This is a genomic window from Pseudorhodobacter antarcticus, assembly GCF_900110135.1.
GTDB classification, from domain to species: Bacteria; Pseudomonadota; Alphaproteobacteria; order Rhodobacterales; family Rhodobacteraceae; genus Pseudorhodobacter; species Pseudorhodobacter antarcticus.
The window spans coordinates 18,599-40,236 of record NZ_FOCO01000010.1; the positions used below are offsets into that span (position 1 = coordinate 18,599).

At 62.0% G+C, this 21,638-nt stretch carries 21 protein-coding genes; 13 read left to right on the forward strand and 8 right to left on the reverse strand.

What is annotated here, in order from left to right; genetic code table 11:
• Nucleotides 1–8: 8 nt before the first annotated feature.
• A complete protein-coding gene (locus BMY36_RS19870) occupies nucleotides 9–149 on the reverse strand; it encodes a hypothetical protein (protein ID WP_156215080.1) in 141 nt (46 codons plus the stop codon).
• Nucleotides 146–1,108 carry an aspartate carbamoyltransferase catalytic subunit gene (locus tag BMY36_RS06960; protein ID WP_050518382.1) on the reverse strand — a complete coding sequence of 321 codons (963 nt, stop codon included), beginning with the start codon at nucleotides 1,106–1,108 and terminating at the stop codon, nucleotides 146–148. Before BMY36_RS06960 ends, BMY36_RS19870 begins: the two co-directional genes overlap by 4 nt.
• 108 nt (nucleotides 1,109–1,216) lie before the next feature.
• On the opposite strand from BMY36_RS06960, the gene BMY36_RS06965 reads away from it, so the two are divergent.
• From BMY36_RS06965 to BMY36_RS06985, 5 genes are all read left to right on the forward strand, one after another.
• Complete coding sequence (locus BMY36_RS06965; protein ID WP_050518381.1) at nucleotides 1,217–2,002, forward strand: uracil-DNA glycosylase; 786 nt, start codon at nucleotides 1,217–1,219, stop codon at nucleotides 2,000–2,002.
• The gene (locus BMY36_RS06970; protein WP_050518399.1) at nucleotides 1,999–2,631 is read left to right on the forward strand and encodes a LysE family translocator; all 633 of its coding nucleotides are present in this window, start codon (nucleotides 1,999–2,001) and stop codon (nucleotides 2,629–2,631) included. Before BMY36_RS06965 ends, BMY36_RS06970 begins: the two co-directional genes overlap by 4 nt.
• A gap of 3 nt (nucleotides 2,632–2,634) precedes the next feature.
• Nucleotides 2,635–3,177: a molybdenum cofactor biosynthesis protein B gene (gene moaB, locus BMY36_RS06975; RefSeq protein WP_050518380.1), complete on the forward strand. Its 543-nt coding sequence runs from the start codon at nucleotides 2,635–2,637 to the stop codon at nucleotides 3,175–3,177.
• A gap of 133 nt (nucleotides 3,178–3,310) precedes the next feature.
• The gene (locus BMY36_RS06980; protein ID WP_050518379.1) at nucleotides 3,311–4,648 is read left to right on the forward strand and encodes an efflux RND transporter periplasmic adaptor subunit; all 1,338 of its coding nucleotides are present in this window, start codon (nucleotides 3,311–3,313) and stop codon (nucleotides 4,646–4,648) included.
• 3 nt (nucleotides 4,649–4,651) lie between these two features.
• A complete protein-coding gene (locus BMY36_RS06985; protein WP_050518378.1) occupies nucleotides 4,652–8,014 on the forward strand; it encodes an efflux RND transporter permease subunit in 3,363 nt (1,120 codons plus the stop codon).
• Between the two features lie 57 nt (nucleotides 8,015–8,071).
• Here the strand turns inward: BMY36_RS06985 and BMY36_RS06990 are convergent, their stop codons facing one another.
• Complete coding sequence (locus tag BMY36_RS06990; protein WP_050518377.1) at nucleotides 8,072–8,848, reverse strand: hormone-sensitive lipase; 777 nt, start codon at nucleotides 8,846–8,848, stop codon at nucleotides 8,072–8,074.
• Between the two features lie 73 nt (nucleotides 8,849–8,921).
• Between BMY36_RS06990 and BMY36_RS06995 the strand changes: the two genes are divergently transcribed.
• Together BMY36_RS06995 and BMY36_RS07000 are read left to right on the forward strand one after the other, a co-directional pair.
• Nucleotides 8,922–10,400 (forward strand): NAD-dependent succinate-semialdehyde dehydrogenase, encoded by a 1,479-nt coding sequence (locus BMY36_RS06995; RefSeq protein WP_050518376.1) that lies wholly within the window; start codon nucleotides 8,922–8,924, stop codon nucleotides 10,398–10,400.
• 137 nt (nucleotides 10,401–10,537) lie between these two features.
• Nucleotides 10,538–11,098, forward strand: a complete 561-nt coding sequence (locus BMY36_RS07000) for a peptidoglycan-binding domain-containing protein (RefSeq protein ID WP_050518375.1) — start codon at nucleotides 10,538–10,540, stop codon at nucleotides 11,096–11,098.
• Nucleotides 11,099–11,163: 65 nt separating this feature from the next.
• Here the strand turns inward: BMY36_RS07000 and BMY36_RS07005 are convergent, their stop codons facing one another.
• A complete protein-coding gene (locus tag BMY36_RS07005; protein WP_050518374.1) occupies nucleotides 11,164–11,370 on the reverse strand; it encodes a cold-shock protein in 207 nt (68 codons plus the stop codon).
• A 156-nt stretch (nucleotides 11,371–11,526) separates the two neighbouring features.
• On the opposite strand from BMY36_RS07005, the gene BMY36_RS07010 reads away from it, so the two are divergent.
• The 6 genes from BMY36_RS07010 (at nucleotide 11,527) to BMY36_RS07035 (ending at nucleotide 16,628) form a co-directional block, all read left to right on the forward strand.
• On the forward strand, nucleotides 11,527–12,048 hold the full coding sequence (locus BMY36_RS07010; protein ID WP_244888660.1) for a tellurite resistance TerB family protein: 522 nt from the start codon (nucleotides 11,527–11,529) through the stop codon (nucleotides 12,046–12,048).
• Nucleotides 12,049–12,256: 208 nt separating this feature from the next.
• The gene (locus tag BMY36_RS19430; protein WP_139193961.1) at nucleotides 12,257–12,634 is read left to right on the forward strand and encodes a hypothetical protein; all 378 of its coding nucleotides are present in this window, start codon (nucleotides 12,257–12,259) and stop codon (nucleotides 12,632–12,634) included.
• A gap of 80 nt (nucleotides 12,635–12,714) precedes the next feature.
• Entirely contained in the window at nucleotides 12,715–13,113 is a 399-nt protein-coding gene (locus BMY36_RS07020; protein WP_050518099.1) for a hypothetical protein, read from the forward strand.
• A gap of 174 nt (nucleotides 13,114–13,287) precedes the next feature.
• The gene (locus BMY36_RS07025; RefSeq protein WP_050518101.1) at nucleotides 13,288–13,827 is read left to right on the forward strand and encodes an RNA polymerase sigma factor; all 540 of its coding nucleotides are present in this window, start codon (nucleotides 13,288–13,290) and stop codon (nucleotides 13,825–13,827) included.
• 86 nt (nucleotides 13,828–13,913) lie between these two features.
• Entirely contained in the window at nucleotides 13,914–15,833 is a 1,920-nt protein-coding gene (locus BMY36_RS07030) for a vWA domain-containing protein (RefSeq protein ID WP_419186853.1), read from the forward strand.
• A 63-nt stretch (nucleotides 15,834–15,896) separates the two neighbouring features.
• A complete protein-coding gene (locus BMY36_RS07035; protein ID WP_050520466.1) occupies nucleotides 15,897–16,628 on the forward strand; it encodes an SDR family NAD(P)-dependent oxidoreductase in 732 nt (243 codons plus the stop codon).
• A 6-nt stretch (nucleotides 16,629–16,634) separates the two neighbouring features.
• Here BMY36_RS07035 and yihA read toward each other — a convergent pair whose 3' ends face one another.
• The 4 genes from yihA to BMY36_RS07055 form a co-directional block, all read right to left on the reverse strand.
• Nucleotides 16,635–17,288, reverse strand: a complete 654-nt coding sequence (gene yihA, locus BMY36_RS07040) for a ribosome biogenesis GTP-binding protein YihA/YsxC (protein ID WP_050520467.1) — start codon at nucleotides 17,286–17,288, stop codon at nucleotides 16,635–16,637.
• Nucleotides 17,285–18,025 (reverse strand): MOSC domain-containing protein, encoded by a 741-nt coding sequence (locus BMY36_RS07045; protein ID WP_050520468.1) that lies wholly within the window; start codon nucleotides 18,023–18,025, stop codon nucleotides 17,285–17,287. Before BMY36_RS07045 ends, yihA begins: the two co-directional genes overlap by 4 nt.
• On the reverse strand, nucleotides 18,022–19,845 hold the full coding sequence (gene yidC, locus BMY36_RS07050) for a membrane protein insertase YidC (protein WP_050520469.1): 1,824 nt from the start codon (nucleotides 19,843–19,845) through the stop codon (nucleotides 18,022–18,024). The genes BMY36_RS07045 and yidC overlap by 4 nt, the downstream gene beginning before the upstream one ends.
• Nucleotides 19,846–20,020: 175 nt before the next feature.
• Nucleotides 20,021–21,490, reverse strand: coding sequence for a putative bifunctional diguanylate cyclase/phosphodiesterase (locus BMY36_RS07055; RefSeq protein WP_244888661.1), 1,470 nt, complete (start codon nucleotides 21,488–21,490; stop codon nucleotides 20,021–20,023).
• Between the last annotated feature and the right edge of the window lie 148 nt (nucleotides 21,491–21,638).

Sequence of the window (21,638 nt, forward strand, 5' to 3'; positions counted from 1 at the left end):
GCGCACCATCAGCCAGCGCCCCAGATAAACAAGCCCAAGAACACCGCCAAAAACAGCAACACCACCGTGGCAACGCGCCCCGACATGGCCGCATCTGATGCAGGCTTTTTGGGCGGTTTTTGGTCGTTCTGGTCGTTTTGATCGGTCATACCATCACTCCTGCCGCTTTTGCCCCACGTTCCGCCCGCAAATTGCGCGCCAATAGATCCATGCAGGCCATGCGCACGGCCACGCCCATTTCCACCTGTTCTTGGATCACGCTGCGGTTGATGTCATCGGCCAACTCGCCGTCAATCTCGACGCCGCGGTTCATCGGGCCGGGGTGCATGACAATCGCATCGGGTTTGGCATGGGACAGCTTTTCTGCATCAAGGCCGTAGCGGTGGTAATATTCGCGTTCGGACGGAATGAACCCGCCATCCATCCGTTCTTTTTGCAGGCGCAGCATCATCACCACATCCGCGCCCTCCAACCCCTCGCGCATGTCGTCAAACACCTCGCAGCCAAATTCGGCGACACCCGCAGGCATCAAGGTGGGGGGGGCCACCAACCGCACACGGTTTTCCATTTTCCCCAGCAAAATCAAGTTGCTGCGCGCAACCCGGCTGTGCGCCACATCGCCGCAAATCGCCACGGTCAAGCGTTGAATCCGCCCTTTGGCGCGCCGGATGGTCAGCGCATCCAACAGCGCCTGTGTGGGGTGTTCATGCCGCCCATCGCCCGCATTCAGCACCGCGCAATTCACCTTTTCGGCCAACAAGTTCACCGCGCCGGACGCGCCATGCCGCACCACCAGCAAATCGGGGTGCATCGCGTTCAGCGTCAGCGCGGTGTCAATCAGTGTCTCGCCCTTTTTCACACTCGATTGCGCGACGGACATGTTCATCACATCCGCGCCCAACCGCTTGCCCGCCAATTCAAAACTGGCCTGCGTGCGGGTGGACGGTTCAAAAAACATGTTAATCTGTGTCATCCCCGCCAGCGCGTCCGATTTTTTGATCGAACGGCGGTTCAGGTCGACATATTTATCGGCCAAATCCAGAATGGCGCGGATTTCATCCGGGGCAAGGTGCTGGATGCCCAGCAAATGGCGTGCGCGAAAACTCATGTCTGCCTCCCCGGTCTGGCGTGTCTTGCTTATGCCAAAGCGCGCGAGGCATCGCAACCGCTTGCGCACCGCTTGCCCCGCCGCTGTCACGGCCCTACTCTGCCCCACATGGGAATCAACACGCCACTAGCTGATTATGACTGGCACGCCGCCCTTGCCGCCCTTGCGTGGCAGGTCGACCTTGGCGTGGCTGAATTTTCGGTGGACGACCCTATTGACCGTTACGCCCTGCCTGAAAAGCTGGAACCGATTGTCGCGCGGTTCAAAGCGGCCGCAATCGCCCCTGCGCCCGCAAATCCGGCCCAAGACGCCATCGCTGCCGCAACCCACGCTGCAAACGCCTGCCAAACCTTGGATGATGTGCGCGCGGCCCTGACCGCGTTTGATCTGTGCGATTTGAAAAAAGGCACGCGCGGGTTGGTGTTTGCGGATGGCACCCCCGGCGCCCTAATGGTCATAGGCAATCCCCCAACCCGCGAGGAGGAAGGTGAGGGCCGCCCCTTTACCGGCCCCGCAGGCAGCCTGTTGGACAAAATGCTAGCCGCGATTGGCCATGAACGCAGCAGCAACAACCCCGCCACATCCGCCTATCTGGCCGCCGCCCTGCCGTGGCGCATTCCCGGCGACAACGACCCCGGCGACGCCGATATCGCCATGCTGCGCCCGTTCCTGTTGCGCCATATCGCGCTAGCAAAACCCCGCGTTATCATTGCGATGGGGGCCGCCCCCTGCCGCGTGGTGCTGGGCCAAAACCCGCCGCGCGGTGTGTGGACCGATGTGGCAGGCATCCCCGTTATGCCCATGCAGCACCCCACCAATCTTTTCAAAAGCCCCGCCGCCAAACGCGACGCTTGGGCGCATTTGCTGGCGGTCAAGGCGCGGCTGGCGCAATGATCTTCCCCGTTGACCCCCTGACACTGTTGGCCTTTTTGCCCGCCGCCTTGGCGCTGAACTTGACCCCTGGCGCGGATATGATGTTCGCGCTTGGCCAAGGGTTGCGGTCCGGCCCCCGCGCCGCGATTGCCGCAGCGGCGGGCATTTCCGCAGGCGGCATGGTGCATGTGGGGCTGGCGGGGCTTGGCCTCGGTGCAGTGGTCGCTGCCCATCCCGGCCTTTTTGATGCGATCCGCTGGGCAGGCGTCGCCTATCTTATCTGGCTGGCTGTGCAATGCTTGCGCCAAACCCGCCTTCCCCGGTCCACCGCCTCTGCCTTGCGTGCGCACATCGCCTTTCGCAATGGCGCGCTGGTCACGCTGACCAACCCCAAGGTCATCTTGTTCACCCTCGCCTTTATTCCGCAATTTATCGATCCGGCACGCGGCCAAATCCTTGCGCAGTTCCTTGTCTTTGGCGCGGTGATCGGCATGGGCGGCATGCTGATCAATGGCGCGGTCGGCCTGTCCGCCGCAGGTTTGGGCCGACACATGGCCACCTCGCAACACTTTGCCCGCACGCTTGGCCTTGTCAGCGCGGGCATTTTCGCCACCCTCGCCCTGCGCCTTGCGCTGTTCCAAAAGGCTTGAACCATGTCCCGTATTGACGACACCAAACCCTTCATCCCCGTGCGCATCGCCGTCCTTACGGTGTCCGACACCCGCCAAACCCATGATGATAAATCCGGCGACACGCTGGTGGCGCGGCTAACGGGTGCAGGCCACACCCTTGCTGCGCGCCACATCCTCCCCGATGAACGCGCCCAGATCGCGGACCAGTTGCGCGCATGGTGCGCCGACCCCGCGATTGACGTCATCCTGTCCACCGGCGGCACCGGCCTAACAGGCCGCGACGTCACCGTAGAGGCGCACCGCGATGTCTATGAAAAAGAGATTGAAGCGTTTGCCACCATCTTCACCCTGATCTCCATGCAGAAAATCGGCACATCGGCGGTGCAAAGCCGCGCGACCGGGGGCGTGGCCAATGGCACTTACCTGTTCGCGCTGCCCGGCAGCCCCGGTGCCTGCCGCGATGCGTGGGATGAAATCCTCAAATTCCAACTCGACTACCGCCACCAGCCCTGCAACTTTGTCGAAATCATGCCAAGGCTGGACGAACACCACCGCCGCAAATAATCAATCCCCTCCGCGCAACCCACACCGCGCAACCCACACTGCGACGGAAAAACCGCAGGCCCGCGTTAAACCCCGTATAATCCAATCGCGCCCGCAAGACGTATCCCTTGCAGCACCAACAAAAGGCGACCAGATGCGGTTTTTCAGACGGTCGCTGACCGGACTTCTTATCTTCGCCCTCACACTTGGCCTGCTCGCCCTAACCGCGCACACCTTGCGCAGCGCTTACACCACCCGCAACGCCCAAAACACGCCCGCACGCCCCCCGGCGGAACGCGTGTTTTCCGCCAATGTCACCCTTGCCACGCCCGCGCCGTTCACCCCCGTCATCACCGCCTACGGCGAAACGCTGGCCAGCCGCAGCCTTGAACTGCGCAGCCCGCGCCCCGGCACCGTCCAAACCCTTGGCCCCGGCATTGGCGATGGCGCAGCCGTCACAGCGGGCCAGCTTATCCTCACGCTCGACCCGGCCGATGCCACCACCGCCCGCGATCTGGCCCGCAGCGATCTGGCAAGGGCGCAAGGTGAGGTGCGCGATGCCAAATCCGCCCTCACCCTCGCCGCCGCCGATGTGGCCGCTGCCCAAACCCAAGCCGATCTGCGCGCCACCGCCCTTGCCCGCCAGCGCGATCTGGAACAACGCCGCGCCAGCACCACGGCAGCCGTGGAAACCGCCGCATTGGCCGCCTCTGCCGCCGATCAATCCGTCCTCTCGCGCCGCGCCGCGTTGCAACAAGCCACCGCCCGCGTGGATCAGGCGACCACGGCCCTAGACCGCCAGAAAATCACCCTGAACGATGCCGACCGCGCCTTGCGCGACACCCAGCTTTTTGCCGCATTCTCGGGCGTTCTCAGCGATTTTACCCCCGTCCCCGGTCGCATCCTTGGCACCAATGAACGCGTGGCAGACCTGATCGACCCCACAGCGCTGGAGGTGTCTTTCCGCCTGTCCACCGCGCAATTTTCGCGGCTGTTGGGCGAAAACGGCAGCCTAACCCCCGCCGCCCTCACCGCATCGCTTGACGTGTCGGGGGCCAATATCACCGCCACAGGCCAAATTGATCGGTCCAGCCCCGCCGTGGGCGCAGGCCAAACCGGGCGCTTGCTTTACGCCACCCTGAACGCCGCCCCCGGCCTGCGCCCCGGCGATTTTGTGACCATCCGCATCTTTGAACCCACCTTGCCCCGCGCAATCGCCCTGCCCGCCACCGCGTTGGGGGCCGACAATACCGTGCTGGCCCTGACCGATGATGACCGCCTGCAATCGGTCCCTGTGCAACTTTTGCGCCGCTCTGGCGATCAAGTCCTCCTCGCCCCCGACGGTATCGAAAACCGAGAGGTTGTGCGCGAACGCTCGCCCCTGCTGGGTGCGGGCATCAAAATCAATCCCATCCGCAGCACGCCCCCCCAAACGGGGGCTGAAACAGACGCCGCCAACACCGCCGCGCCCCACCCCCCCATCGGCGGCTAAGGCATGACCACGCGCCCCATTCCACGCGGCATCCTTTCCACCTTCACCCGCCACCGCACGCTGTCCAACCTGCTGCTGGCGGTGATGATCGTCGCAGGCCTTGCCGCCGCCACCCGCATCCGCGCGCAGTTTTTCCCCGATGTGATCATATCCGAGGTGACAGTGACCACCACATGGTCGGGTGCTGGCGCCGAGGATGTGGACCGCGCGATCGTTCAAACCCTAGAACCCGCGCTGTTGTCCATCGACGGTGTCACCGATGTCACCTCCCTCTCCTCCGAAGGTCGTGCGCGCATCACGCTGGAATTTGAACCGGGCGTTGATCTGCAACAAGCAACCGACGATGTGCAAGCCGCCGTTGATGCCATTCGCACCCTGCCAGATGATGCCGATGACCCGCAAGTGCGGCGCGGTGCGTGGCGCGACCGCGTGACAGATGTGGTGATCACAGGCCCGGTTGGCGTGGCCCAGCTTGGCCGCTTTGCGGATGAATTTACCGCCCGCCTGTTCGCCGCAGGCATCACCCGCACCACCATCCAAGGCCTCGCCAGCCCCGAAATCATGGTGGAAATCCCCTCCATCGCCTTGATCCGCCATGACGTGACCATGGCCGATATTGCCACCGCCATCGCCGCCCGCGTCCAATCCGCACCCGCAGGCGATGTGGGCAGCGGTGCCGCCCGCGTCCGCACAGGGATTGAGGCGCGCGACCCAGACGCCATTCGCGCCATCGTGCTGCGCCAAGCCGCAGACGGCACCACCCTGACCATCGGTGACGTGGCCGATGTGCGCGCCAGTGCCCCCGACCGGGGCCGCGCCACCTTTATCGGGCCAAACCCCGCCATGACCGTGCGCGTGGACCGCAACGACACCGGCGACGCGATCAAAATGCAGGCAGAGGTCCAAGATGTGGTCGATGAACTGGCCCCGCTTATGCCCGCAGGCACCAAAATCGAACTGGTCCGCGCCCGCGCCGAATACATCTCGGGCCGCCTCAACCTGCTGCTGGATAACGCGTTGATGGGGCTTGGTCTTGTGGTCATCTTGCTGTTTTTGTTCCTAAACGTCCGCACCGCCCTGTGGGTCGCGCTTGGCATCCCTGTATCCCTCATGGCGGCGCTTGCGGTGATGTACGGCTTTGGCCTCACCCTCAACATGATCTCGCTGTTCGCCCTTATTATCACCCTTGGCATCGTCGTTGATGATGCGATCGTGGTGGGCGAACACGCCGATTTCCGCGCCCGCCATTTGGGCGAAAGCCCGGTGGAGGCTGCCGAAAACGCAGCCAGCCGCATGGCGATGCCCGTCATCGCCTCCACCCTCACCACCGTAATCGCCTTTGCGGGGCTGGTGACCATCGGCGGGCGTTTCGGCGCGCTGATCGCCGATATCCCCTTCACCGTCATCGCCGTATTGCTCGCCAGCTTGGTGGAATGTTTCCTAATCCTGCCCAACCACATGGCCCACGCCCTGCGCGCCGCCAAAGATGCCGCATGGTACGATTGGCCGTCGCGCCAAACCAACCGCGGGCTGCAATGGCTGATCCGCACCACCATCCGCCCGCTGGTCGCCATCATCATCCGCGCCCGCATGGCCACAATCGCGCTGGCGGTCTTGCTGCTGGCATCCCAAGCCGCCCTGTTCATCAGCGGTGACCTGAAATTCCGGTTCTTCAACTCGCCCGAACAATCCTCCATCTCCGGAAACTTTGCCATGCTGCCCGGCGCCACCCGCCGCGACACGCTGGCGATGATGCGCGAATTGCAACGCGCCACCGACACGGTCAACGCCCGCTATGTGGCCGAACATGGGGCCACCCCCACCACCCTTGTGCTGGCCGAAATTGGCGGCGGTTCGGGGCGCGGGCTGTCCAGCGCGGACACCAAAGACGCCGATCTGCTGGGCGGCCTGTCCATTGAATTGATCGACCAAGACGACCGCCCCTACACCACCGCCGCCTACCTGTCCGACCTGCAAGATGAGGTGCAAAACCACCCCCTGCTAGAGGAACTCAGCTTTCGCGGCGGTCGTTTCGGCCCCGGCGGCGATGCCCTGTCGGTCGATATGTCCGGCGCCGAGGCGACAGTGCTAAAAGCCGCCGCCGAAAGCTTAAAAACCACCATGGCCGCCTTCCCCGAAGTGTCCGCGCTGGAAGATAGCCTGTCTTATGACAAGGATGAACTCGTCCTGTCGCTGACGCCCCAAGGCCAAGCGTTGGGGTTTGATACGCAAACCTTGGGCCGCGCCCTGCGCGACCGCCTGAACGGAATTGAGGCCGCGACTTTCCCCGATGGCCCCCGCTCTGCCGCCATCCGCGTCGAACTCCCCGCTTCCGAACTAACGGCCGATTTCCTTGACAGCACACAACTGCGCGCCGCCCCCGGCGTGTATGTACCACTGGGCGATATCGTTACCGTCACCCGCCAATCCGGTTTTTCCACCATCCGGCGCGAAAACGGGCTGCGCATCGTCACCGTATCGGGCGACGTGGCCGAAGATGACCCCGCCCGCGCGGCGGAGGTCCAACGCGCCCTGACCGCCGAAATCCTGCCCAAACTGGAACAAGATTTCGGCATCACCACCCGCCAATCCGGGCTGGCCGAACAAGAGCGCGAATTTCTGGGCGATGCAGGATTGGGGTTCCTGCTGTGCTTGCTTGGCATCTACATGGTGCTGGCATGGGTATTCGCCAGCTGGACACGGCCCGTGGTGGTGATGGTCGTCATCCCCTTTGGCCTGATCGGCGCGATTTACGGCCATCACGCGTGGGGCGTGCCGATGTCGCTGTTTTCCATCGTCGGCATGATCGGGATGACTGGGATTATCATCAATGACAGCATCGTTTTGGTCTCAACCATCGACGAATACGCCAAAAAACGTGGGCTGTATCCCGCGATCATCGACGCCGTGGCAGACCGCCTGCGCCCGGTGTTCCTAACCACCGCCACCACGGTTTTGGGCCTCGCGCCGCTGCTCTATGAACGATCATCCCAAGCGGAATTTTTGCGCCCCACGGTTATCACGCTTGTCTATGGCTTGGGGTTCGGGATGTTTTTGGTCTTGCTGCTGGTGCCCGCCGTTCTGGCAGTGCAGGCCGATTTTGGCCGCCAAATCCGCGCCCTGCGCCGCGGCTTGCGTGCCACCGCCGCGCCGCGCGCCCGCGCCATGCTGTGGGGGGCACTGGCCCTGATTTTGGCTTGGTTCGCGGTCACGCTGGGGTGGTTTACGGCCACGGGGACTGCCCTTGGGCCAATGCCCACCACCGCCGCCGCGCAGTTTGGTCTGTTCATGGCAGGGGTTTTGGGCATCCTTTTGGCCACGATTGCCCTGTCGCTGCTGGCCCCGCGTTTTGGGGCCAGCAGATAGCGGCGTGCCGCCGCTGGCCTGCGGCGCAGGTATTTGGGCCAATACGAAATAGCAAGATCACAGCGTAGCGATCAGCGCTGTGACCAGATCGGATGCAGGATCCTCCATCGCGTCGATCACATCGAAATGATGTTTGCCGGGGGCGACGGTCCAATCGCAGGCCCAGTTTTCGGACAAGAGCCGCGCTTGCCATAAAAAACTGGGACGCTCGCCGCCGCCGACCCAGACATGGGATGAGATGTTGGGTTTAAGGTTCAGCCGTGCGGGGCTTTCTGCCGCAATCTCTGCCGCATCCAGCCGCAAATCAGTGTGCATTTTGGTGTGCGTCAACGGCTCCAACTCCGCCACCGGCGAAATCGGCACCACGCGCACCACGCCGGGCACCTCCAGATCGATGCAACCCATGCGCGCCGCCAAATGCCCGCCCGCCGAATGGCCCGTGACCACCTGCAGCCCCGGCACGCGGGCCGCAATCACCGCCAGCGCGCGCACCATTTCCTGCGTCATACCTGCAATCCGCGCGTCAGGGGCCAGCGTGTATCCGGGCATCGCACAGGCCCAGCCGCGCGCCAGCACCCCCGCCGCCAAATGCGACCACAGGCTGGGATCGAACCGCAGCCAATATCCGCCATGAATGAAGGTCACACAGCCGCGCACCGCGCCTTCGGGCAGGAACAAATCCCCCCGCTGCCGCGCCCCCGGACCGTATTCAAACGCATGCGCCCGCGCGCCCAAACTGGCGCGAAACGCCGCCGCCCGCGCCGCCCAGCGTGCAGGATACGCATCCGCCCCCGCAATAAACGCCCCGTTGGCATAAGCCAAATCCATATCCATCGCGCACCCCCTCGCCCTAGACTTCCCCGCCCGCCCATGATTTGCATAGTCCAAACCGAAATGGGAGGCCCGAATGACCAACACCGCAACCGACCTGCGCGCCATGCTGAAAGACCCCAGCCTTTTGGAAACCCGCGCTTATGTCGCAGGCGAATGGATTGCCGCCGATGATGGCGCGGTGTTTGAGGTGACAAACCCCGCGCGCGGCGATGTGATTTGCACCGTGCCCAACCTTGGCCGCGATGAGACGGCCCGCGCCATTGCCGCAGCCGACGTGGCGATGAAAGATTGGGCCGCCCGCCCCGCCAAAGAACGCGCCAACATTCTGCGCGCGTGGTATAATTTGATGATGGCGAACCAAGACGATCTTGGTGCAATTCTGACCGCTGAGATGGGCAAACCGCTGGCGGAGGCCAAGGGCGAGGTCGCATATGGCGCCAGTTTCATCGAATGGTTCGCCGAGGAGGCCAAGCGCGTTTACGGCGAAACCATCCCCGGCCATATGCGCGACAAACGCATTACCGTTTTGAAACAACCCATTGGGGTCGTAGGCTCCATCACCCCATGGAATTTCCCCAATGCCATGATCACCCGCAAATGTGGCCCGGCCCTTGCTGCGGGCTGTGGTTTTGTGGCGCGTCCCGCCGCTGAAACCCCGCTGTCGGCACTGGCGCTTGCGGTATTGGCCGACCGTGCGGGCCTGCCCAAAGGTATCTTTTCGGTCATCACCTCCAAAAAATCATCCGACATCGGCAAAGAGTTTTGCGAAAACCCAACCGTGCGCAAACTCACCTTCACAGGCTCCACCGAAGTGGGGCGAATTTTGCTAAAACAAGCCGCCGATCAGGTCATGAAATGTTCGATGGAACTGGGTGGCAACGCGCCGTTCATCGTGTTTGATGACGCCGATCTGGACGCGGCGGTGATCGGGGCGATGGCATCAAAATTCCGCAACAACGGGCAAACTTGCGTTTGTGCGAATCGGATTTATGTGCAGGTCGGGGTCTATGACGCGTTTGCCGCCAAACTCGCTGCTGCTTTGGCCAAAACAAAAGTCGGTGACGGGCTGACCGAGGCGGTGGAATTTGGCCCGCTGGTCAACACCGCCGCAATCGACAAGGTCGAAGAACACATCAAAGACGCCGTTGCCAAAGGTGCGAAAATCCTGACCGGCGGCAACCGCCACGCGCTGGGTGGGTCGTATTTTGAACCCACCATCCTGACCGGCGTTACCCAAGATATGCTGGTCGCACAGGAAGAAACCTTTGGCCCCATGGCGCCTTTGTTCAAATTCGACACCGAAGACCAAGTGATCGGCTACGCCAACGACACCATCTTTGGCCTCGCCGCCTATTTTTACGCCCAAAACATCGGCACCATCACCCGCGTCCAAGAGGCGCTGGAATACGGCATCGTTGGCGTCAACACCGGCATCATCTCTACCGAGGTGGCCCCCTTTGGCGGCGTCAAACAATCCGGTTTGGGCCGTGAAGGGTCGCATCACGGGATGGAGGATTATCTGGAGATGAAATACATCTGTCTGTCCGTCTAACCCCAAAATCCTAACCCCAAAACCCCCGCGATAACGCCCCAAATCCGGCGGTGTTATCGCATATCACCCCACCGCTTTTGCCTATCAAACCGCCAACAGTCATTCTCCTCTCATCGCCCCACCTGCAAAGGCGCGCCATGAAAGGACCAACCATGCTGCTGAAAACCAAACTCATCGCCACTCTCACCGCGCTGTCGCTAACCATCGCCGCCCCCGCCCACGCCTTGGGCAAGAATGAGCGTAATGTGCTGAAAGGGGTCGCGGCCACCGTGATCATCGGCGCGATCGTAAATGACCTGAACAACAAAAACGCCCAAACGCGCCATGTTGAACAGCCCAGCCACCGGGGCCGTTACGTCGAACCGCAATACGTCCAGCCGCGCTATGTCGAACCGCGTTACGTCCAACCCCGCTATGTCGAACCCCGGCACAGCGAACCCCGCCGCGTCAAATCCCACTACGGCTCCAGCGTTCACAACACCGCCGCTGCCAAAGTTTTCAACAATTACTCCCGCGCGGAACGTGTGGAAATTCAGCGCCAACTGGCCCGCCATGGCTATTACCACGGCAGCTATGATGGTGCTTTTGGCCCGCGCACGCACCGCGCCATCGCCGCATTTGCCCGCGACTACGGCAACCACAACGCGCTGGACACCCGCCGGGGTGCCTACCGGGTGTATGAGGCGCTGCTGGGCTAAGCCCTGAAACGCAAATGGGGGCGGCCATCGCTGGCCACCCCCATCCAATTCCGCCAAAAGGCAGATTATGCCAGCGACAGGTTCACTGCCGACTCGCGGCCATCACGGCCGGATTCGATATCAAACGTCACGGCTTGGCCGTCGTCCAACTGGCGAATCCCAGCGCTTTCCAACGCCGACACATGCACGAACACGTCGCGCGCGCCGCCAGCTGGTGCGATAAACCCAAAACCTTTGGTTGCATTAAACCATTTCACGGTGCCATTGGCCATCGTGTATACTCCTTCAGTTCGCTGCCCGCAAAACGCAGCAGCCCGGCTCTGTCAGATCAAGATCGAAAGACTGAAAGCCGCAAGGGAACCAGAAGGTCGAAAAAGAAAGCGTCGCACCCGCTACATAGGCCCGCCCCCCCCCGATTGCAAGGGGAGGTGACACCCCCCCTCCCCTTGCGCCAATCCGCGCGCCCCCCTACCCTTGCCAAACCCAACCCAAAAGGCCGCTATATGTTCGACCGCATCCTTACGCTGTTCGCCCCCGTGCAATCTTACCGCACGCCCTTACCGCCCGCCGATGCACAACACGCGCTTGGCGCGCTGCTGGTCCGCGTGGCCCAAGCTGACCGCGCCTATCTGTTCCAAGAGGTGGAACGGATTGACCGCATCCTTACCAAACGCTTTGCCCTTTCCCCGCTGGACGCTGCCAAAATGCGCGCAGGCTGCGAACGGTTGGCCGCCGAAATGCCCGATACAGACGCCCTTACCGCCATTTTGCACGAGGTGATCAGCCAACAAGACCGCGAGGATACGCTGCTGGCGCTCTGGCAGGTCGTCTATGCCGATGGGCACCAACATGAGGATGAAAACGAACTGGTAACTTTGGTGCAAACCGCCCTTGGCGTTGATGCCGCCACCTGCGCCCGCTTGCGCAGCACCGCCCGCGCCGCCGCCTAAACGCCGCCTAACCGCCCACCCTTTGGCAAAACAGGGCGGCTTTTCGCCCACCCCACCCAGCGTGAACTCTCTGCGCCAATCCCCGCCGACCGCCCCCCGCGGTTTCGGCGGTTTCGCGCAGCCCGCACCGCTGCGCACGACCATGCCTTGCGCCTGCCCCCCCCTTTGCCCCCATGCTGCGCCAAACCGCCATGCAAAAGGGCCGCGCGTGCAAGACATCATCGAACCCATCCTTCACAAGGCCGCCGTGTGCGACCTGACCCGCCCCATCCGCCAATCCGGCCTGTCCATCGGGGATGCCGCACAATTGCACCTGACCGAGGATGGTCACGTCACGGTCTGGGCCACCATCCGCCACCGCCGTTTTTTCCTGCCCCGCCGCACGCTGCTGGCCTTGGGGCAGCTTGGCGCGCAGGCGGCCCAAATCCTAACGCCAGCCTTGCGCCGGGGCGACCATCTGCGCGTGCGCGTTGTGGGCCTGACGCCCGAACATCTGGCCCCCAACGGGCAGGCCGAAATGCATATTTCGGTTTGGGGCAATGCGCGCTACCTTCCCGCCCCCCTCACGCGCAAGGGCATCGGGTAACCCCACCGCCTTCAGGCTTGCAACCCGCCCCCGCGCGGCTATCCTTTCGGCACATCCCGCAGTTTGCCAAAAGGTCGCTCATGTTCCCCTCGCTTGATGATCTGCACGCCCAATTGACCCGCGACCACGGCGCAAAAACCGCCGCCCGCTTGCAGCCTCATGCGGTGCCCTGCCTTCTGTTGAACGGCGCCACCGCCAGCCCCTCTCAATTGGGCAGCCTGCCACGCATGGCGCGCGACACCGCGTGGCCGATGCGCACGCCCCCAAAACCCGCGCCCCAAACAGATACAACAGCGCTTGACCCCGATATTCAATCCATCCGCCAAGATTGGGTATTGGCCAACCCCGATGTCCCGTTTGATGCAGATGCCATCCGCGCCACCATCCTCATCCCCACCACTGCCCTTGCCACAGCCCTTGCCACAGCCCTTACAATTCACGACTTTTCGCTTTGCACATTGGTCTATCAACAAACCTAATCGCGATAAAACCCCTGCAAATCGCGCAATCCAAACCTTAAGATTTGGTTAACAAAAAATACGTTTCCAATCTAATACAATGGGTTAACCGCCGCATCGCGCGCGATGCAAAACAAAACTGCACCCGCGACCAAGGATTGCGCCCGCCACCGCGTCTGATCTATCGTGATGCTCATGGAAACCCCAGATGAAATCCTCGCAGATGCCGCCGCCTCCGGCGACAGGGCGGCCTTTGGCCAGCTTTTGGCCCGCCATTATGACCGCATTTTCAGCCTGTCTTGGCGGCTCACAGGCACCAAAACCGATGCCGAGGATTTGACCCAAGATATCTGCGCCGCCTTGCCCGCCAAACTTCAATCCTTTCGTGGGCAGGCCCGGTTTTCAACTTGGCTGTACCGGGTCACCGTGAACGCCGCCCATGATCGCCGCCGCCGCCGCGCCACCTATGCGCGCGCCACCACAGGCTGGGGCGACTGGGAAACCGCCCGCCAGACCGAAATATCCGAAGGGGCCACCGCCACCGATTGGCTGACCCAAGCCATGACCCAGCTTTCCCCCGAACTGCGCGACACCGTGGCCCTCACCTTGGGCGAGGACCTGACCCAAGCTGAGGCCGCCGCGATTCTTGGCCTGTCCGAAGGCACCATCGCCTGGCGCATGGCCGAGGTTAAAAAACACCTGCGCCGCATCGCCGAACAGGAGGCCATTCAATGACCGATGATCTGACCCGCCTGCGCGCCCAGTTGCGCGCCGCCCCCGCCCCAGATGCCGATGCCCGCGCCGCCGCAATCAGGCTGGCGATGGAAAGTTTTGATGCCCTCCCCCAAGGAACCGCGATCGACCCGCGTCCTATCAACAACCACCCCCAACGGGTGGGGTTTTTGATAGGATTGCAGACCATGCTCGCCACCCTCACCGCCCGTCCCATCCTCACCGCGACCACCTCCGCCGCCGCCCTTTGTCTGGGCCTTGTCATCGTGCTGCCCCAAATCTGGGTCACCCCCGACATTTCCGCGCAGCAGCCCACCGCCGTGACCAATGACGTCCAATCCATCGCAGCGCCCGAATCCGCTGCACTGGCCGACCAAGCCCAACCTCTCGCACTGCCTGAAATCGCCCCCGCAGCCCCCCCCGCACCGGCACCCGCCCCCCCCCAATCGCACGCCCTAACCAAATCCGCCGCACCCGAAATGATGCGCAACCGCGAGGCCGCAGGCATGACCCTGCAATCCGCCCCCACCTTCGATTCCGCCGCCACCTTCGCCCCCATAATGGCGGACCAAATCGCCAGCCCCGCACCCAATACCGAAACCTTTGCTACCGCACCGGCGAACCCGGTCAAGACCACCGCAATCAACCCCGTTTCCACCTTTTCCATCGACGTGGATACCGCCAGTTATGCGATCATCCGTTCCTCTTTGATGCGCGGCGAATTGCCCCCGCCCGACGCGGTGCGGGTCGAAGAAATGATCAACTATTTCCCCTACAGCTATCCCGCCCCCGAACCGGGCGCTGCCCCCTTCACCTCTACGGTCACCGTCATGCCAACGCCGTGGAATGCCGGCACCCAATTGGTCCGCATCGGGCTCCAAGGCCGCCTGCCCGCCATCGCCGACCGCCCACCTTTGAACCTTGTCTTGCTGATCGACACCTCCGGTTCCATGCAAGACCCCGCCAAACTGCCTTTGCTGGCGCAATCGCTGCGCCTGATGCTGCCCCAACTGCGCCCGCAAGATGAGGTGGCGATCGTCGCCTATGCCGGGTCAGCGGGCACCGTTTTGGCCCCCACCCCGGCCAGTGATCAAGCCACCATTCTGGCCGCGATGGACCGCCTGTCGGCAGGTGGCGGCACCAATGGCGCGGCGGGGCTGGAACTTGCCTATCAAACCGCGGCCTCCATGACTGCAGCGGGCGAGGTATCGCGCGTCCTGTTGGCCACCGATGGCGATTTCAACCTTGGCATTTCCGACCCCGACGGGCTGGAGGCGTATATCGCCAAAAAGCGCGACGCCGGCACCTATCTGTCCATCCTCGGCTTTGGGCGCGGCAATCTGGACGATACGACCATGCAAACGCTGGCCCAATCGGGCAATGGCACCGCCGCCTATATCGACACGCTGCAAGAGGCGCGCAAAGTGCTGGTCGATCAGCTGTCGGGCGCGCTGTTTCCGATTGCCGATGATGTAAAGTTGCAAGTGGAATGGAACCCGGCGCAGGTCGCGGAATACCGCCTGATCGGCTATAAAACCCGCGCCTTGGCCCGCGAGGATTTCAACAATGACCGTGTGGATGCGGGCGAAATTGGCGCAGGCCATGCGGTGACCGCGCTTTTTGAAATCACAGCCCCCGGCAGCCCCGCGCAGGCAAACACGGCCCTACGCTATGCCGAACCGACCGTTGATACGGGCACGGATACGGGCAATGGCGAACTTGGGTTCCTGCGGCTGCGATACAAAGCGCCGGGGGAAAGCAAATCCTTGCTAATTGAGACCCCAATCACCGCCGCCGATGGGCAAACCCCACCCGACACAGAGGCAAATTTTGCCGCCGCCATCGCAGGCTTTGGCCAGTTGTTGACGGAGGCTACATACTTGGGCGATTGGGGCTGGGATGACGCGATTGCCCTTGCCCTATCTGCGCGCGGCGATGATCCGTTCGGTTATCGGGCCGAAGCGGTGACCCTGATGCGCCTTGCCGCCGCGATGCCAGCAAACCGCTAGAACCCCCATGGCCTTTGTCGCGCGCCGCGCATAGCATGGCGCAAACCAAAAGGGGCACGTGATATGGCCGAGCAAAAGACAGTGGTGTTGACGGGGGCAAGCCGGGGGATTGGCCATGCCACCGTCAAACGCTTTTCCGCCGAAGGCTGGCGCGTGCTGACCTGTTCGCGCCAGCCGTTTGATGATCGGTGCCCCTGGCCGGGCGGCGAGGAAAACCATATCCAGATCGACCTTGCCGACCCAAGCAAGACTGTGCAAGCGATTGAGGTGATCCGTGAAAAGCTGAACGGGCGGCTGGATGCGCTGGTTAACAATGCGGGGATTTCCCCCAAGGGGCCGGATGGTGCGCGGCTGTCCACGTTGGACACCGATTTGCGGACATGGGGGCAGGTGTTTCACGTTAATTTCTTTGCGCCGGTTGTTATGGCGCGCGGGTTGCAGGTGGAATTGGTGGCGGCAAAGGGCGCGATTGTGAACGTCACGTCCATCGCGGGGGGGCGGGTGCATCCGTTTGCGGGCGCTGCCTATGCCACGTCAAAGGCCGCGCTGGCCGCTCTGACCCGCGAAATGGCGCATGATTTTGGCCCCTTGGGCGTGCGGGTGAACGCGATTGCGCCGGGGGAGGTGGAAACAGCCATCCTAAGCCCCGGCACCGATAAAATCGTCGACCAACTGCCGATGCGCCGCCTTGGCCAACCGTTTGAGGTGGCCGATGCGATCTGGTTCCTGTGTTCACCGCAATCCAGTTATATTTCGGGCACTGAAATTGAGGTGAACGGCGCGCAACACGTTTGAGGCGCGTTATTCCAGCGTGGCGATCGTCGCGCGCAGGGTTTCAATGCCCAAACCCTTTTCGGACGATGTCACGATCAATTCGGGATAGGCCGCCGGATGTTTGGACAGGGCCGCGCGCGATTGTTCGATGTTTTGTTCCAACTCTGCGCGGCTGACCTTGTCGGCCTTGGTCAACACGGCTTGGAACGTGACGGCGGACCGATCAAGCAGGTCCATAATCTCTTCATCCACCGCTTTTACGCCGTGCCGCCCGTCGATCAGCACGAAAGCGCGGCGCAGGGTTTGGCGGCCCGAGAGGTAGCTTTTCAACAGGGCTTGCCATTTGGCGACAATCGCCACCGGCGCCTCGGCATACCCATAGCCGGGAAGGTCGACCATATAGCGGGCATCGCCCAACGCGAAATAGTTGATTTCCTGCGTGCGGCCGGGGGTATTTGAGGCGCGCGCAAGGTTTTTGCGGCCCGTCAGCGCGTTGATCAAACTGGATTTACCGACATTGGAGCGGCCTGCAAAACACACCTCCACCCTATCTGCCGGGGGCATGCCGGACATGGCCACCACGCCTTTGACAAAATCAACCGGGCCTGCGAACAAAAGCCGCCCCGCCTCACGCGCTGGGAAATCGGGTTCTTCGGCTAGGGGGAAAGGCAGTTGGGTCACGCGACGCTCCAGTCATCATTTACGGCGATTGTGCCGCCTTGTTTCACCACGGCGTAAACCCCGAAATCCTGATGGCCATAGGTGGTTTGCAAGGCGGCCAAGGTATCGGCATCAACCTGCCCAGTTTGCGGGTTGGTCATGGTGGCGCGGCAGCGGGTGATGCGTTCGCGCACGGTCAAGACTGCGCCGCCAATGGTAATATCGCGGCCAATCCAGTCAAATTCGGCAAAGGGGGCAGCGCCATCCAGCCACAGATTGCCGCGAAACCGGTCCGCCGACAAAGGGGTTTGCATCAGGTCCGACAACGCATCCAGCGACGCGGTAGTCTGGATTGAGACGGAGGGCCAAGCGCTGTCGGTCATGCCACGATCTGCGGAGACGATGCGCGCGGGCTGGGCACGATCGGGCGGCGACGATGGGGTAATCCACGCCAAAAATGCGGGCAAATCTGCGGGATCATCGGGATGAAAGGTTAGGTTCGGGCGGTCAGGGTGGCGCAGGGTCACGGCGTCACCTTGCAGTTGCGCCGTGATTGCCATCAGTTGCGGGGCCTTGGCGCCGCGATGAAAATTGGCGCAAGGGTTCCAGCCGGGGGTCAGCTTTGCCGCTTCATGCGCCACGGCCCACCGTCTGTCACCGGGCAAGCACGCCCCCGCCAAAAGCAGAACGGACGCGAGATCCTCGCGTCCGTGTGCTTTGATGGGGTGGCGGCAGATTTGCGCCAGCCGCCCTGTCATTTTTTGCCAGACTTTTTGGCCACAGCGACCGGCACCGGGGCTGGCTTGCGCTTGAACCCCGCCTTGATGTTGCCAAACAAATCGGGCGTGTGGCCGTGGCTTTTCATGATCGCGTATTGCTGGCTGAAGGTGATGATGTTGTTGGTGATCCAGTAGACGACCAACCCGCTGGCGAAATGCCCCAGCATGAACATGAACACCCAAGGCATCCACGCGAAAATCATCGCTTGGGTCGCATCGGTTGGTGTTGGGTTCAGCTTTTGTTGCAACCACATCGACACGCCCAGCATCAACGGCAAGACACCGATGAAAATCAGCGCAAGGATGCTGCCCGGTTCTGGTGATGCCCACGGCAGCAGACCAAACAAGTTGAACAGGGACGAGCTGTCGGGGGCGGACAGGTCATTCAGCCAGCCAAAAAACGGCGCGTGGCGCAGTTCGAGGGTTACGAAAATCACCTTGTACAGCGAAAAGAAAATAGGGATCTGGATTAGGATCGGCAGGCAGCCCGCGGCGGGGTTCACCTTTTTCTCCTTGTACAGCTGCATCATTTCTTTCTGCATCTTTTGCTTGTCGTCGCCAACACGCTCCTTCAGCGCCTCCATTTCTGGCTGCAATTCCTTCATGCGAGCCATGGAAACATAGGATTTATAGGCCAACGGCAACACCAGCGCCTTGAGCAAGAAGGTGAGTGCGATGATCGCCAGCCCCATATTGCCGATATGCGCATTCAGCCAATGCAGCACGGAAAAAATTGGCTTGGTGAAGAAGAAAAACCAGCCCCAGTCGATCGCATCAATAAAACCTGCGATGCCCCCGTTATCTTGATAATTGCGCAGCGATTCCCATTCTTTGGCCCCAGCAAACAGCCGCGAATTGGCGGTGCCCGTTGTGCCTGGGGCGACCGCCATCAAAGGTTGGCGGGTTTCGGTTTGGTAAATATCGGCGCTGGCCACATATTTGGTGACAGCGGTAAACGGTTTGCCCTGTTCGGGAATAAGCGCGGTCATCCAATATTTGCTGGTGAAACCTGTCCAGCCATCCGTCACCGCTTCGGTCACTTCGGCCTGTGCAGCCTCGCGGGCGACCAAAGGCAATTTGGCGGCGTCTTTGTATTTAACTTCCTCCAAAGTGCCATCGGTGCGCATCACAACGCCTTCATGGCTTAGGTAGAACCCTTCCAGATCGGCGGGCAGGCCGTGGCGGGCCACGATGCCATAAGGGGCAAGCCGCACTTCCGCGCCCGTCTGGTTGTCCACGCTTTGCGTGACATTAAACATATAGCGATCATCAACCGACAGTTCCCGCTTGAAAATCAAACCCTTGCCGTTGTTCCACTGCAAGGTGATCGGGGTTTGCGGCGTCAGCGTGTTGTCGCCAACCTGCGACCACAGAGTGTTCGCGCCCGGCACATCTTCGAACCCCAGATCGCCTGCGGGCGTCCAACCGTACAGCGCATAATAGGCCTGCGCCTGCCCCACGGGCGACAGCAGCGTTACGATGTCGGATGCCGGATCAATCGTATTGGTGTAGTTTTTCATCGCCAGATCGTCGAAACGACCGCCGAGCAAGGAAATTGTGCCTTTCAGGCGCGGGGTGTCGATAACCACGCGAGGTGCGGATGCCTGTTCAGGCGCAGCGGCGGTCTGCGGGTCTGCGCCAGCCGCAGGCGGGGCCAATGCGTCAACCGTGCTGGATACCACGCTGGGCGCGTTGGGATCCGTCACCGACTCCTCTGGCGGGAAAAACACGAACCAGACCAGAATCACAAGGAAACTGAGGACTGTCGCAAGGATAAGATTCTTGTTCTGATCGTCCATTTTGGGCCACACCGTTCCTGTTCAGGTTTAGCGGTGGTTCAACGATAGGGGGCTGGAAAGGTCAAGGGGTTTTCCCTGGTTTCGGGGCAATGCGGGCCGAATACCGCAGCAAATTGATGTGACAGGGGCCGGAAACAGCGCGGCCCTGCGGCGGACCGGGTTTTAAGCCTAGCGATCACCGCGCACGGCTGCCGATACGGGGCGGTGCTGCGCGGCGCGATTGGTGCTGAATGATCCAATCATGAGTATCATCAAACGGCATCGGGCGCGCGAACAAGAACCCCTGCACATGCCCGCACCCCAGTTGCGCCAGCATCGCATGTTCGCCTTGGGTTTCCACCCCTTCGGCCAAGGTTTCCAATCCCATCCGTTCAGCCAGCGACAAAATACCTGACACCAGTTTTTGCTGCTCGCGGTCCTCATCCACCTTAATCACAAAACTGCGGTCAATCTTGATTCGCCGCACCGCGAACCGCCGGATGTTGGTGATCGACGCATGGCCCGTGCCAAAATCATCCAGATCAATCCCGCAGCCCAGTTTGGCCAAGGCCGAAATATTTAGCACGATCACATCATTGTCGGTTTCCGCAATCACGGTTTCCAAAATCTCGACGCACAAACGATCTGGTGTTAGATCAAAGCGGTCCAGTTCCCATTTCAGCTTTTCGGCCAGCCGTGGGTTGCGCAGTTCAGCCGAGGAGAAGTTGACCCCCACATTCGGCACCCGCAACCCGGCCTTGTCCCAGCGCACGAGCGCCGCCAGCGCGTGGTACAGAATCACCTCACCCAGCCGTTCAGACAGGCCAGCATCCTCAATCGCGGGCAAAAATTCGATGGGGGGGATGGTGCCGCGTTCGGGATGCACCCAGCGGGCCAGCGCCTCAAACCCTGAAATTGCCCCGGTATCGGTGCAAATCTGTGGCTGGAAAAACGGCCGAATTTGGCCATTGTCCAGCGCTGCCTCTAGGTCGCTGCGCAGGGCGTCACGGTCAGCGCGTTTGCGCGCCATGCCGGCTTGGAACACCCGGATAGCGCCCGGTCCGTTGCGCTGCGCTTCATCCGCCGCAACTTGGGCCGCGTCCAACAGCGCCGCGCCATTGGGCAAGGGCGATTGCGCCCCCAGACAAAAGCCGATGGAGCAGGTGACATACAGCCGCGCGGCATCAATGCTGATGGGTGGCGCAAGGGCGGATTGCAGGCGCGCGGCGGTTTGCACCATCTTTTCCAGATCCATCCGGCGCACCGGGGCAAGGGCGATGGCAAACCCGCCACCTTCCAGCCGCGCCACAGTATCGCCTTCGCGCAAGACCGCACAAAGGCGTTCGGCGCTGCGGGCCAACACCTCGGTCTGCACGGCGCGGCCATGACGGTCCAACAAGACATCGGCATCATCAAATTGCACAACAAAACAAACGGTTGATCGCCCTGTGATCGCCGTATCCTGCAGCGCCCGGTCCATGAACTGCGTGATGTGTTGGCGCAACGCCAAGCCGCCCAAAGCGTCGGGCAAAGGCATGCCTGCCGGGTCGCGTCCCCGAAACGCCCCGCCAAAAGCGAACAGCAGCGGCAGGCCAAGGGCTGTCATCATCATAATCGCCTCACCGCCCACCCAAAATGCGGCGAGGGACAAGGCGGGCAGGAACACAAGCAATTCGGGTCGCCGCAACGCCCCGCCGATCCGCGCGGACCAGTTGGGTTTGTCACCGCGTGGTGGTGGCTGCTGTGGTCCTTACATCGCGTATCCCCTGTATCACGCCGGGGCAGAACATCCCCGGGTTGATCGCAAGCTAAAG

Coding starts and splice junctions, on each gene's coding strand:
- BMY36_RS06960 (WP_050518382.1), bottom strand. CDS start 1,108: ATGAGTTTTCGCGCACGCCATTTGCTGGGCATCCAGCACCTTGCCCCG.
- BMY36_RS07045 (WP_050520468.1), bottom strand. CDS start 18,025: ATGACAGGGCGGCTGGCGCAAATCTGCCGCCACCCCATCAAAGCACAC.
- BMY36_RS19870 (WP_156215080.1), bottom strand. CDS start 149: ATGACCGATCAAAACGACCAGAACGACCAAAAACCGCCCAAAAAGCCT.
- BMY36_RS07030 (WP_419186853.1), top strand. CDS start 13,914: ATGGAAAGTTTTGATGCCCTCCCCCAAGGAACCGCGATCGACCCGCGT.
- BMY36_RS06985 (WP_050518378.1), top strand. CDS start 4,652: ATGACCACGCGCCCCATTCCACGCGGCATCCTTTCCACCTTCACCCGC.
- yidC (WP_050520469.1), bottom strand. CDS start 19,845: ATGGACGATCAGAACAAGAATCTTATCCTTGCGACAGTCCTCAGTTTC.
- BMY36_RS07005 (WP_050518374.1), bottom strand. CDS start 11,370: ATGGCCAATGGCACCGTGAAATGGTTTAATGCAACCAAAGGTTTTGGG.
- BMY36_RS07025 (WP_050518101.1), top strand. CDS start 13,288: ATGGAAACCCCAGATGAAATCCTCGCAGATGCCGCCGCCTCCGGCGAC.
- BMY36_RS06990 (WP_050518377.1), bottom strand. CDS start 8,848: ATGGATATGGATTTGGCTTATGCCAACGGGGCGTTTATTGCGGGGGCG.
- BMY36_RS07035 (WP_050520466.1), top strand. CDS start 15,897: ATGGCCGAGCAAAAGACAGTGGTGTTGACGGGGGCAAGCCGGGGGATT.
- BMY36_RS06980 (WP_050518379.1), top strand. CDS start 3,311: ATGCGGTTTTTCAGACGGTCGCTGACCGGACTTCTTATCTTCGCCCTC.
- BMY36_RS06970 (WP_050518399.1), top strand. CDS start 1,999: ATGATCTTCCCCGTTGACCCCCTGACACTGTTGGCCTTTTTGCCCGCC.
- BMY36_RS07020 (WP_050518099.1), top strand. CDS start 12,715: ATGTTCCCCTCGCTTGATGATCTGCACGCCCAATTGACCCGCGACCAC.
- BMY36_RS06995 (WP_050518376.1), top strand. CDS start 8,922: ATGACCAACACCGCAACCGACCTGCGCGCCATGCTGAAAGACCCCAGC.
- BMY36_RS07000 (WP_050518375.1), top strand. CDS start 10,538: ATGAAAGGACCAACCATGCTGCTGAAAACCAAACTCATCGCCACTCTC.
- moaB (WP_050518380.1), top strand. CDS start 2,635: ATGTCCCGTATTGACGACACCAAACCCTTCATCCCCGTGCGCATCGCC.
- BMY36_RS06965 (WP_050518381.1), top strand. CDS start 1,217: ATGGGAATCAACACGCCACTAGCTGATTATGACTGGCACGCCGCCCTT.